Genomic DNA, 13166 nt, shown 5'->3' with positions numbered 1-13166 from the left:
TTATACCGGCGATTCCCCAAATATATCAGCGCAACTCCATTTATATCGGCGATTTTTTCAATATATCGACAATAATAGCGACTTATAAAATAAAAAAATGTGAGTCCAAAATACATTTTGGACTCACATTTCCTTTACTATACTCGAACGTGTAATTTCATATTTGGATTATAAAACTGGCTTGGGCTCTTCAACTGAAAAGTTCCTCCACCTTCATGCCAATCAACCGTTAACTTATCGTCCATAAATACAAGCTTTGTACGATCAGCGATAAAATTCATTGTGCTTGATTCAATATCCACATCGCGCTCATCTTTTTCTGCTACAGCTACTAAATCGATGATTCCGCTCATGACACAACCGCAACCCTCATTATCATAAAATAACTTTATATATTTCGCTTCGCTTGGAATCGTATCCATAATCTTTTTATATGCTGCTTCTGTTACAGTAACGTACATATGTTAATCTTCATCCTCTCTTCTCTTATCATTCATATATTGTATCACCATTTTTCTTAAAAGTTATATACAGAAAATTAAGACTAATATACAATGTATGTGATAAAGTTTCAGCAATCGAGCTTTTATGAGTAGTTCATGCAGGAGAAAGGATGTTTACTATCTGTGTTCAAACTACAACGATATCCTATGTTATTAGGTCTATTTAGTAGTTTCTTCATTTCTAGCGGAATGCTATTACAGCATGTACTTCCCTATTCTCCTTCTATTGGCTGGATTCTAGGTTTTATTTGTTTCCTATCCACTTCTTATTTTGCTACGAAGAATACAAACAACTCATAAAGCAAGAATCATCTTAAGGAGGATTATTAAACATGCCAGCCTTAAAAAAATAGAGCAATCACTCGATTACTTATTTCAAATTGAAAAATACGGGAAAGATAGTGCCTTTAGTCGATTTATCCCAGCCGTATATGATCCTATCAAATTTCCTTGGCAACAATTTTTTGAAGCAAATTTTGTAGATTTATTTAACGGCCTTATGATGCACGGATCTGAAAATGTAAACAAAGTATTTTTAGCTGTATTCCCTACAGATGACGTTCTTGAAACATTCATTTCACAATCCACACCTGGTGATTTACTCTTTATGCACCATCCCCTTGTAATGGAGTGTGGTGATCCGCTTGGAAGATCAGGCCGCGGTTTCATACCAATTCCTGAAAAATATTTGCAAGGAATAAAAGAAAAACAACTTTCTATATATACATGTCACGTACCAATGGATTTTCATCAAACACATGGAACGAGTATTTCAATTGCAAAAGCATTAAACGCTACTGTAGTGGACGACTTTGCATATGGAGGTCCAGAACAAGAACCAGTTGGCCTTATTTGTGAAATAGATGAAACATCAACAGAAGCACTCCAAAAACATCTAAAACAACTCTTCCAGATTCCTTACACAGACTTCGAAGGTAAACGACATGATTCCATCAAAAAAATCGCAATTATCGCTGGATGTGGCGATGTTGTATCTTTAATGAAGGAAGCAGAAGAAAAAGGTGCTGAAGCATATATTACAGGAGAAATCCATTGCCATATCGACAATGATTACGGCCGACATAAATACTCGCTCATTATGGATTATGTAAAAGAAACGGATATGTCTCTAATTGGCGTGTCACACTCTGCCTCTGAATATTTAGTAAAAGAGACATTGATGTATGATTGGTTTAAAGAGAATTTTGATGTGGATGTTATTTTGCTTCCGCAGGAGAAATGGTGGCTCTAACACTACTTAATTCTCCTCCCGCTATCTTTTGAAATCTAGACACAAAATACGATCTGCCACACAAAATTATAGAATTCATAATATATATATAGTAGTTCTATTTTAAAAACTAGATTTTGAAAATATAGAAAGGAGAACATATATGTACCCACGTAATTATTTTAGTTGCGACGGCAGGCGCAACAGCGGTTCTAACGGAAACACTGGGCCCACGGGGAACACCGGACCCACGGGGAACACCGGATCCACGGGGAACACCGGATCCACGGGGAACACCGGACCCACGGGGAACACCGGACCCACGGGGAACACCGGACCTACTGGTAATGCTGGACCTTCCGGAGCGGGTTTCCAAAGTACTACCACCTTCAGTCTAGCAGCGGCTCCCAACTATAAAAAAGGACAAGTTGTCACTTATACGGGCAGCGGCTATGTTGTAAAAAAAGATGCACCTCAAGGGTTTCCTAATATATCTCCAGATTATATCGTATTAGTAGAAAGTGGACCTACCGGTAGTACCGGACCTTCCGGCATCACTGGCCCTACGGGGAACACTGGACCTTCCGGCATCACTGGCCCTACGGGGAACACCGGACCTACTGGCATCACTGGCCCTACGGGGAATACCGGACCTACTGGCATCACTGGCCCTACGGGGAATACCGGACCTACTGGCATCACTGGCCCTACGGGGAATACCGGACCTACTGGCATCACTGGCCCTACGGGGAATACCGGACCTACTGGCATCACTGGCCCTACGGGGAACACCGGGCCTACTGGCATTACTGGACCTACGGGATCTGCCGATAGTGCTTCAGCAAAAAGTATTGTTTTTCAAGGAACAAATGCTGGTTTTCAACGTATAGCGGGTTCTCCTGGAATTGACTCCAATGTTATTCCATATGTCACTGCTGGAGCCGGTAGTGTTGTCGGCTTTTCTGCGTCTATAAATATAAATAATTTACCTGCTGCTATTTATACGATTAATATTTGCAGAAATGTCCCAACAAACCTTACAACCCCTTCTTCTAGCTACATCCTATCTACTATTACCTTAACTACTACTGACAAAATTACCGGAACTATGGTATTTTCCATTAAACCAACGGATAGCGGATCAGAACAAATTCAAGTATTTAATCCTACTCCGGCAGTAGGTCCCGCTACTGTAACTTGGACTAGCATTACAACTGGAAACCCAGTTGCAAGAGGAGATGCTATATCCCTTTATATTACCCCTGGAATTACTGCAAGTGCTGTATATTCTATTTTTCTAATTACTAACATATAGCAATTCATTTCATAAAAAAAGACCCGAGATTCGGGTCAACAAATAGAAATATAAATGAACTACAACAAATAACAGACAAAGCCATTATATATTTTTCGTAGTAAAACATCCATTAATTTCTTTTTACACTATCAATATATTATTTTTCGTTATCGTCCTCTTTTTTAGAACGTCTACCTAAGAAGAATACAAGAACTAATAATATAATTAACAGTAGTACTCCGCCGATAATGTAATATAATGTGTAGTCTTTTTTCGCTTCTACCGCTGTATCATTTAACTTATCAGCTGTCTTTCCTTCAATTGTAAATTTCTTCGTCCATTCCCATTTTTGATCGCCATCAGTGGCTTTCACTTCTACTCGGTACGTTCCTGGATCAAATGCTTTGTTTTCCCAGCTAATAGCATAATCAAAGTTTGAGTTTGGCGCCATTCTTAAATTTTCTTTTTTCGCTTCAAATAAAACGTCTCTACCTTTTTCTTTATATACTTTTGCATCAACACTTAAATTTTTTAACATTGCTGGCTTTACGTTTTGTAAATTTGCAGTAACAACGTTACGCCCGTTAATTTGTGTTGGCTTTACTTCGTTTAATTTCATGTCTGGTTTTACTTCAGCATCCGTCTCTTTTAAAACAACACCAATTGCGTATGCATATTTATTTTCAATTTGCACACCTTCATCTTTTTTCTTTGCATTCTCATCTTCTTTTTCTTTAAAGTATAAACCACCTAAAATAACACCATCAAACGACTCACTTGGCATTTCTAGGTTTATATCAACTGTCACTATGCTGTTAGCTGGGACTTTCGTTTCTTTTGGCATTTTAGCAATTTTAGAAAACGGATATTTCAAAGTAGAATCCGTTTTTGGTTCTACTGTACTATAATCTGTAATACCATTGCTATTCGTAATTGCTGTATTAGCAAACGATTCTACCACAACTTCTTTATTCGTATCATTTTTCATTTGGACTTGAATTGTTTGCTTTTGTCCAGGTTGCATTTTCAAATCAAAATACGTTTGATTTTTATCAATTTGATTTTCTGGTATAACTGCTGTCACAGCGAATTTCATTTCAGCTGCATATACTGAAAAAGCGTTTGCCATGAAGAATGTAATTAATAGTAAGCTAGTAAATAGTTTTTTTACCATCTCTTATGTAATCCCCTTCATATCCATTTTATAGACAAGAAAGAGACAAGGTTAAAGCCATTCCCTTATCTCTTCTCATTTTCCTCTTTTATCTTAAAATTCCTCTTACTTACATAGGAGCGTCTGTTAGTTCCCAAGTTAGTGAAGTTGTGTATTGTGTTTGTTCTTTTTTCGTTTTACCTGGTACAGATAACTCTACGCTTTGTTTCGCTTCTGTTGCATCTTTACCAAACGTATTTACCCATGTACCCATACCTTGGTTTTCTTTTGCATCGATTAAATCAGATGCTGCACCACTTGGATTTAATGTGATAGATTGTTCTGCTGTTGGTGCGTCGCTACCTGCATTTGATTTCAAAGCTGAATTTTTTAATGTTAATGCCGCACCATCCAACGCTTTATCATCTGCAGTTTTGAATTGACCATTTTGTTTTACTGTTAAATGCCATCCAGCATTTGTACCACGATTATCTGTTACTTGAACGTAGTTCGGCACGTCAATTACAGAACCGTCTACTTTTTTCTTTACTTTATCTAATTCTGCAAAGTAGATTTCGTTATTCCCTGATGCTTTTTGTGTTTTAAAGTTGAAGTTAGATACATAATCAATACTTAGTGGACCATCTGTACCTTTTTTATCTGGATCAACTGGATCTACAGTTTCATCTGGATTCTCTGGATTAACAACATCAATTTTATCTGTATTTTTCTCGAATTTAATGAATGCTTTTGAGTCTAATTTCCCGCCATCTTTCTCAGCTGCAAATGCAGACGTTCCTACTGATACTGATGATAATGTTACCGCTCCAATTAATGCTATTTTTGCTAGTTTCATAGTTTTATACCCCTTTATGATCATTTTTAAAATTCAGTCATTCTTAATTTTTAATCTTGTATAAGCTTAGTTTGGTGTATCTTCTAAAGTCCAAGTTAACTCAGCTGAATATTTCGCACCTTTTTCTTTCGCTGTCGTACCTGGTACGAATAAGCTCACACTCTGTTTACCTTGTTCTGTTCCTTTACCAAATGCAGTCGTCCAATCACCCATACCTTTATTCTTTGCGGCAGTAGTAATTTCCACCGCATCTCCACCTGGAGCTAGCGTTACTTTATTTTTAAATGTTGTAGGTGCATATTGTGCATCAGTTACAGAATTTACAGCTGGGTTACTTAAGCTTAAAGCTGCATTTGTTAACTCACTATTACCACTTTTAAATTGTGCATTTTGCTTTACTTTCAATTTCCATCCTGCATTTGTACCACGGTTATCTGTTACAGATACGAAGTTAGGTACTTCAACTGTTTTGCTCCCTTGTTTCACTTTATCCAATTTTGCAAAGTATGTTTGATCATTACCAGAGATAACTTGCTCGCCGAAGTGTAAGTTAGAAACGTAGTTAATACTTAATGGACCTTTTGTTCCTTTTTCATGGTCACCAGGGTTCTCTGGTGTAACTTTTTCATTTGGATTTTCTGGATTGTTTGGATCTGTTGTGCTTGTATCTTCAATAAACGTTACATCGGTTTTTGATTTCATATTTGCTTTCTCTTCCGCAAATACTGAAGTTCCTACTGCTGCAACTGATGTTAATGATACTGCACCGATTAATGCTAATTTTGCTAGTTTCATATGTACCTTCCCCTTTTCTCTGTTTTCATCTATTTTTTATTTTGAATACACTTGCTTTCCCCTAATTCTTTTGAATACATATAGAGATAAAACAATCGAAAACAATCCTATATATTGTTTGAAGTCCCGTGTCTGGCCTCCTGTTTTCGGTAAATATTTATCTCCATTTTTATTTTTATCAACTGTCTCTTTTTTTGTATTTATCTTTGTCGGATCAGTTGATGTATTTGGTGTATAGCTATTCGAAAATGTAATACCCGCTTTTGAATTCGTACTTGTAGCCGTTACTACATTTGCCATAAGAAACGGCACACATATAACTGTGGAAACGATAATACCAACTATTTTTTTCATTACTCTCTCCTTTCTAAAATTTATATATTTCATATATTTTTAGAGAGGAGCATCGGTTAATGTCCATTCTAGCTGTCCAGCATATTTAGTATTTGCTTTGACATTCGGCCCTGGTTTTACTTGTAAATGAATTCCTTCGTTTTCCTTCCAATTTAGTGAAACCTCCTCGTCGTTTTTAGAAATATACGAGAATGCTTCTATACTAGAGGTACTTAAAGGTGTATCCTTTCCATTTCGTTTGTAAATCAATGCTCCTGTCAATGTGTCATTTTGCGCTGAAGTTAATGGTGTGATTTCCTTTACATATACACTCCATTTTTGCTTTTTAACACGATCATCGGTTACCTTTAAAGGATTTGAAATCGTCTTCGGTGCGTATGTCGTTGTTTTCGATGGAATTGTTAAATCTCCAAATGTAATTTCTTTTGGTACGTCTACTAACTTTAAAGTCCCATCAACGACAGTAACCGGCACTTGAATCTCCGCTTGTACACCTTGCTTCGTTTCAATTATAACCGTTACAGTATGATTCCCTATTGTTTTGGTATCTGGAATATTGATTAACTTCACTACTGATATTGGTTTATCTACATCCAAATTCGTATCTACAGATAAATCTGTCACAAATTTAGAAATATCCATTTTTGTTAAATCTGTTCCTTGCACTACTTTTTGTGGGACTGGTTTCCCAGTTGGAATACCTTTATACCTTATTTTTGCGATTCCATCTCGATTACTATCTTGTCCATTCTTATCGCCATCTAAATAATTTTTAGCTGACACCGGTATTTCAAGATAACCATCTTTGTAATATTTCATTACATTAGCACCTTTTACAGGAGAACCTGTAATTGTCATTTCATAAATTTTCCCGTTGAATTCTTCTGTTTTTAGCGCATTTACTTTCGCAACCGCAGTGACTTTATTGTTTGTCCTGCTAATATCAAAGAAGCTACTTACATCATCTCCACTCTCCACATCTTGAATGGAAACATCATTCACAGTAAAATCCTTATTCACTTCACTTTCTAATACAAAAGATTTCGCATAGTGAATCTCTTTCGATTGAGCAGGCATATTTTGATATACCTTATAAGAAAGTTGACGGGAATTATCTTCCACAATATCTCCTATTACACTTGGAGCTGGAATTTCAATTTGTGCAATCGCTAATTGGTCGTATGATACATTAACACCTGAAGCATTTAATCTAACTTCTAGCGGTAATTCTGTTAAATTATCAAATGTAATTGTCATATCTGCTTCTGGAGTAGCTACTGGACCTGCTGTTCCAGAAAACTCGATTTTATTATTCCCTTTGTCTTGATACCTAATTGAACTCGTATCATACACGTATAAATTCGTTAAATGACTACCATCATTACGTAACGTTACATTTTTATAACTATTTATCCTTTTGAAATTCCACATTGCCGTTAATGGTACTTTTTTACTTGTTCCGTGTTCATAAAATTCAAAGGAAGCATTATAAGTTTGTCCTGACCTTCCGTTCCCATATAATTGTAAAAAGTTTTTTGCATCACCTTTAGTTATTGGTGTTTTAACATCTACAGATGAAGCTGTCATAGAGTGAATATTAATACGGACATCAATCCATTTCCCTTGATATTCACCAGCTTTTTTTACTAATACGTACTGTTCTCTATTTGAATTTCTAAATGTATATTGACTTTGACCAGTTCTGTCATTGCTACTACCCTTTACCTCATATGTTACTTGTGGGCTCCAAACAAATCTAAAAGCATATTTACCCGAGATAGAAGGCCCTTCACCTGTTCTATTATTTATTACCTTTACATTTGGATATTTAAGAATACTTGTAACAGGACTAGCAGCTAGTAGAGATTGGCTCTTTAATACCTTCTCAGCTTGAATAGCAGGTAATTCCTGATTATTTTCGTTTATCCTATTGCTCTCTTTTAATTCATTTTCCTTTGGTACGAGTTCTTCATTAACCTTTTCTTTCGCTAAAGTCTTCGTTTCTTTTGGAACTTCAGCATTAGTAGAATTTATTTCTTGTTTTTTATTTTCTTCCGATACTTTCACTTTTTCACTTATTTCTTTTCTCATAACTTCCTCTGAAGCCTTTGGATTTTCATCAGAAATGGCTACATTTAAAGCCTCTTTTTTCTCTACAACATGTAGAGAAGGAGATTCAATTTTCTTTTCATCCCCTTCAAACTTCACTATCGGTTCAAATTTGTACTCTCCAGCTTTTTTCATTTGAATGACTACATATACGTCACCGATAAAATTACTTTGTTCATTCTTTTCAATTTTTACAATGTGATCTTCTGTTACTGAAATGTTTTGAATCGCTTTATTGTTTTCGTTCATTTTTTTCGTTTCTGCTTCATTGAACAGCTGTTCATTAGATAATTTCAGCTCGATATTAGCATCTTGTTTATTTGTATTTGTAATCTTTAATACTACATTTTCATCAACTTTTATTTCTTGTTTATCCATATGAACGATAAAACGTCCTTGCTCGTCGTTTGTAACCGCATAAACTTTCGTTGCAGAGTAATCTAGCACACCAACTTGCGTAAATAATATTCCTCCAGCGAGAAGTATACGCCCAAATTTACCTATTTGATTTTGCAATGTACTTCCCTCCCTCGCTTCTTATGAACCGAATATTTCGAACATTAAATTTATTATTCAGCTAAATTTACAATCATAATGTGTATTCCTAGAAAATAAAAAGCCTGGTTGCCTTTTCGATTTTCATACATCACAACATGTGTGAAAATCCAAACTGCAACCAGACTATCATAGTAATTTTCATTACCTTAGACTCTTAGCTTTGCGACCTATCCTTTCGAATAGTGTGCCCATTTATTTTTTCTTTTTGAGACAATAAAAAATCTGGTTGCCTCTTCGATTTTCATACATACAACTATGTGTGAAAATCCAAACTGCAACCAGACTATCATAGTAATTTTCATTACCTTAGACTCTTAGCTTTGCGACCTATCCTTTCGAATAGTGTGCCCATTTATTTTTTCTTTTTGAGACAATAAAAAATCTGGTTGCCTCTTCGATTTTCATACATACAACTATGTGTGAAAATCCAAACTGCAACCAGACTATCATAGTAATTTTCATTACCTTAGACTCTTAGCTTTGCGACCTATCCTTTCGAATAGTGTGCCAAAAATAGGTATTTATTTATCGTGTTTTGAATATACCATTAAAACCCAAAAAAGAAAATAGTTTTTTTAGAAAAAAACAATTAATTTTTATAGTCTAAATTTTTCACTGAAAAATCCATAATAAAAACTAAAAAAACATTTTGATCTTAGAAATACATCATACATTCTTTATCGATAAAATGAGATTTTTACTATCCACAAATAGCAAGATAAAATAGAAAAACATCACTTATTTGGAAGTGATGTTTTTTCTATTTAATGCAGTGGTAACATAACCTCAACCGTCGTTCCAACCCCAACTTCACTTTCAAAATTCATTTTACCGTTGTGGTCTTTAATAATTTTTTCTGTAACTACTAAACCTAGACCAGTTCCTGTTTCTTTCGTTGTATAAAAGGCTTCATTTAACTTTGGAATTTTATCTTTCGGAATGCCGCATCCCTCATCTTTCACTTGAATGATGATTCCATCTTTTACAGTAACTTTAATCGTAATTGTTCCGCCAACTGACATTGCTTCAATTGCATTTTTAATTAAATTAAAAAAGACCTGTTTTAATCGTTTTTCATCACATGTAATTGATGGTAAGTCTTTACTGTAAATACCTTGTATGTAGACTCCTTGTTTTAAAGCAGGCTTTTCCATAACTCGAATAACATAAGAGATAATTTCTTGTATGTTATGAGTTTCTGATTCTAGTGATTTAGATTTCTCAAATCCACTAAGTTCTGTAGCAATTATATGAATCCGATCTACTTCTTGTTTCATAATATCACTATAAATTTTATCCTCTGGATGCTTGTCTGCTTGTTTATTCACAAGTTTTTTTAAGTTTGCTAAAGGTCTTCTAATCTTATAACCAATAACCGTCGCCATTTTTCCAACAGCTGCTAGTTTTTCTGTCTGTTTTATTTCTTTGTCCATCATCTCAAGCGTACGAACGTAAGACTGAACCCTCAAAAATATAATCCAACATATGATAGTAAATACACTATATAATGCCATTGGGATTAAAACGAGAGAAGATTGAATAATGATTCCTGTAAGAGCGTACTTCCCGACAAGTATCGCTGGAACTAACCAGAAATATCTTTTGTTCACAAAGATTGGTGCGAACAAAATAAAAAATACTTCTACTATATTTCCACCGTCAAATTCCGCATCGCTACCATAATAAATCATAATGTTATGGATACAATCTAATACATTATAGCCAATTAGAATAATATACTTTACCACAAAAACATTCTTCCATTTCATAAAGTATATTCCAATGCAAAACAATACTACCGTCAAAAAGTAAAGCCATAAACCTAAACCATCTTCAAACTTTCCTACGCCTTCTTGCTCTCCCGCGATTAAAGGTACGATAAATTCATAGGCAAGATCATACACAAAAAATATAATAAAAAATAAACTTAAAAATACTTTCAACGCCTTTATTTCTTCATTTTTAAATATATAGCCTTTATTCATATGGTAACTCCTAGCTTTTCTTCCACTTGGATTTCAGTATTTCCACACTCCCTTGGGAGAATGATGTCTATTCTCGTTCCAGTATCTCTTTCACTTGAAATATGCAGCTCACCAAGGTGCTCGGCGACAATTCGATTCGCTACCGTAAGTCCCAGACCAATTTTATCTTGTTTCGTTGTATAAAAGGCCTCTGTAACACGGGTTAAGTTTTCTTGCTTAATACCATAACCATTATCGATTACGCTGATTATTACATATTCTTTCCCTTTATTCTCTAATTGCAAATGTAATATGCCACCTTGTTCCATTGCCTCTAAAGCATTTTTTATCGTATATAAAAAGACTCCTCTTATTTTTCGTTCATCACATTCAACTTCTATTGTTTTTTCTTCCACATTAGAAATAAACTGTACGTTTAATTCATTCATTTTTTCGCGAAGACTTGTTATTACTTGTAATACAATTTTTCCTACATCATGTTTCTTATAAATAGAAGGTTTGCATGTAGCAACTTCCATTAACTCACTTATCATATTATTCATATTTTCTATTTCAAAAATCATACGTTTATAAATAGGATCCTCTTCATGCTTCTCTCGTTGTAATTGCGTAAATCCTTTTAATGAAGCGAGTGGATTTTTAATTTCATGTCCAACCGTCGCTGCCATTTTTCCGATTACTGCTAATTTCTGTGATTCGCTAGCAATCGCAATACTTTCCTTTACAGCTGAAAGATATTGTAAAAATCGATTTAAAATGATATATGCAGCTATTAACATAAGTGTACACATAATAAGGAACATAAATGCTTTTACTTCCTCTAATACAAATAAATAAATTAAATATTTTCCTACAATAGAGGAAAGTAAAAACACATAGAATTTTTTATTTAAAAATATAGGTACAAAGAAAATGAGAATAATTTCTATTATATTTGTCGCATCAAACGCCGCTTTATTATAAAAAACATATGCAAATATATTAGCGATTTCTATCGCTATGTATGCAAATATCCATGCATATTTAACAAGGTTTGCCTTCTCTTTTTTCATTAAATATATATTCACGCACAGTATTGCTACTCCGCAAATAACTTGCCATATTATGTTGTATCCCTTATCCATTATTGATTTCTCTTCTAATACGATTGCATAGAAAATTTGATATACAATAACAATGACATATAACACCCATAAAAGGATTTTTGCATTCTTTTCTTCTTCTTTATATGATAGAAAACTTTCTTTCACTTCAACACCCCTTCAAAATAATATCTCGAAGAATACCATTTATTATAATAAATGATTTTCATAGACAAACAAAGATAAATCGAACATTTGAGGAAAATCGTACCAAAAACGCAATATATTTAGACTATATACAGAGCATAAAATCTATGATCATTAATACGTATATTATGGAGGATGTTTTATATAGACGGCCTAAAAAGTAAAACAAAGCTTTTAGAATGGAGCCTATTGATAGAACAGGGGGAAATTTATGTTTATTACTGTCGAGAAAGATGTGCATATTTTTGTGCAAAACGTTAATCCTGGTCCAGGTAGTAAGACTGTTTTCTTCGTTCACGGATGGCCTTTAAATCATCAAATGTATCAATATCAACTCAATGTTTTACCAGAGCATGGCTTTCGCTGTATCGCCATGGATATACGAGGGAATGGACAATCTGATAAGCCATGGACTGGTTACACGTATGATCGATTAGCCGATGATATCGCAATTGTTCTAGAAGCACTCCAAGTAGAGAACGCTACATTAGTCGGTTTCTCAGTTGGTGGTGCTCTTTCTATTCGATATATGTCTCGCTATAATGGGCGCCGCATTTCTAAGCTCGCATTAATTGACGCTGTCTCTCCCTCTTTCGTTAAAAATCAAGAGTCCCCTTACGGTGTACCGAAAGAACAAGCAGATGCTCTCATTAATCAAATGTATGCTAATTTACCAAAATTTTTAAATGATGTATCTTTATCCTTTTTCAATAGAAACTTAGGAGCTGCAACCCTTGAATGGTTTTCTTATCTCGGTATGCAGTCCGCTTCTTATGCCCTTATCAAAATTTTACAAGCAGCTGCAAATGAAGATGTAACGAAAGATTTAAATAAAATTAACGTCCCAACAAAAATCTTCCACGGCGTTCACGATCAACTAATTCCTTACAAAAGTGCTGAGCTTACGCAACAACGAATTAAAAATTCTCAGTTACATGCTCTTACAAATAGTGGTCATGGTTCACCAATCGATCAAGCGGATGAATTAAATAAAGAACTGATAAAATTTTTACAGACATAACAACTGCAATATAAG

11 protein-coding genes and 3 riboswitches are annotated in these 13166 nt (G+C 34.7%); of the genes, 3 read left to right on the top strand and 8 right to left on the bottom strand.

Annotation, left to right across the window (positions count from 1 at the left end; translation table 11 throughout):
- Positions 1-137: 137 nt before the first annotated feature.
- A complete protein-coding gene (locus tag ATL10_RS23275) occupies positions 138-461 on the bottom strand; it encodes an iron-sulfur cluster biosynthesis family protein (protein WP_000289570.1) in 324 nt (107 codons plus the stop codon).
- Between the two features lie 544 nt (positions 462-1005).
- Here ATL10_RS23275 and ATL10_RS23265 point away from each other — a divergent pair.
- A complete protein-coding gene (locus ATL10_RS23265) occupies positions 1006-1755 on the top strand; it encodes a Nif3-like dinuclear metal center hexameric protein (protein WP_258375788.1) in 750 nt (249 codons plus the stop codon).
- A gap of 142 nt (positions 1756-1897) precedes the next feature.
- Entirely contained in the window at positions 1898-3049 is a 1152-nt protein-coding gene (locus tag ATL10_RS23260) for a collagen-like domain-containing protein (protein WP_110497592.1), read from the top strand.
- Between the two features lie 139 nt (positions 3050-3188).
- On the opposite strand, the gene ATL10_RS23255 is transcribed toward ATL10_RS23260, so the two are convergent.
- The 7 genes from ATL10_RS23255 to ATL10_RS23225 form a co-directional block, all read right to left on the bottom strand.
- Positions 3189-4205, bottom strand: a complete 1017-nt coding sequence (locus ATL10_RS23255) for a WxLIP family cell surface protein (RefSeq protein WP_110497590.1) — start codon at positions 4203-4205, stop codon at positions 3189-3191.
- A 109-nt stretch (positions 4206-4314) separates the two neighbouring features.
- Positions 4315-5040, bottom strand: a complete 726-nt coding sequence (locus ATL10_RS23250; RefSeq protein WP_000761506.1) for a WxL domain-containing protein — start codon at positions 5038-5040, stop codon at positions 4315-4317.
- A 66-nt stretch (positions 5041-5106) separates the two neighbouring features.
- A complete protein-coding gene (locus ATL10_RS23245; protein WP_110497588.1) occupies positions 5107-5835 on the bottom strand; it encodes a WxL domain-containing protein in 729 nt (242 codons plus the stop codon).
- 36 nt (positions 5836-5871) lie between these two features.
- Positions 5872-6189 carry an EF2685/EF0750 family sortase-dependent surface protein gene (locus ATL10_RS23240; protein WP_000724871.1) on the bottom strand — a complete coding sequence of 106 codons (318 nt, stop codon included), beginning with the start codon at positions 6187-6189 and terminating at the stop codon, positions 5872-5874.
- A gap of 39 nt (positions 6190-6228) precedes the next feature.
- The gene (locus ATL10_RS23235; RefSeq protein WP_110497586.1) at positions 6229-8814 is read right to left on the bottom strand and encodes a WxL domain-containing protein; all 2586 of its coding nucleotides are present in this window, start codon (positions 8812-8814) and stop codon (positions 6229-6231) included.
- 152 nt (positions 8815-8966) lie between these two features.
- Positions 8967-9055, bottom strand: a riboswitch (cyclic di-GMP riboswitch).
- A gap of 71 nt (positions 9056-9126) precedes the next feature.
- Positions 9127-9215, bottom strand: a riboswitch (cyclic di-GMP riboswitch).
- 71 nt (positions 9216-9286) lie between these two features.
- Positions 9287-9375, bottom strand: a riboswitch (cyclic di-GMP riboswitch).
- A 245-nt stretch (positions 9376-9620) separates the two neighbouring features.
- Entirely contained in the window at positions 9621-10841 is a 1221-nt protein-coding gene (locus tag ATL10_RS23230) for an ATP-binding protein (RefSeq protein ID WP_001032635.1), read from the bottom strand.
- Positions 10838-12091: an ATP-binding protein gene (locus ATL10_RS23225; protein ID WP_016512215.1), complete on the bottom strand. Its 1254-nt coding sequence runs from the start codon at positions 12089-12091 to the stop codon at positions 10838-10840. Before ATL10_RS23225 ends, ATL10_RS23230 begins: the two co-directional genes overlap by 4 nt.
- 250 nt (positions 12092-12341) lie before the next feature.
- Between ATL10_RS23225 and ATL10_RS23220 the strand changes: the two genes are divergently transcribed.
- The gene (locus ATL10_RS23220; protein WP_110497584.1) at positions 12342-13151 is read left to right on the top strand and encodes an alpha/beta fold hydrolase; all 810 of its coding nucleotides are present in this window, start codon (positions 12342-12344) and stop codon (positions 13149-13151) included.
- Positions 13152-13166: the final 15 nt, after the last annotated feature.

Source organism: Bacillus sp. 196mf, assembly GCF_003217275.1.
In the GTDB taxonomy this organism is placed as follows: domain Bacteria; phylum Bacillota; class Bacilli; order Bacillales; family Bacillaceae_G; genus Bacillus_A; species Bacillus_A thuringiensis_S.
The sequence above is the reverse complement of the archived record's forward strand: the minus strand, read 5'-3'. Positions and strand labels throughout refer to the sequence as shown.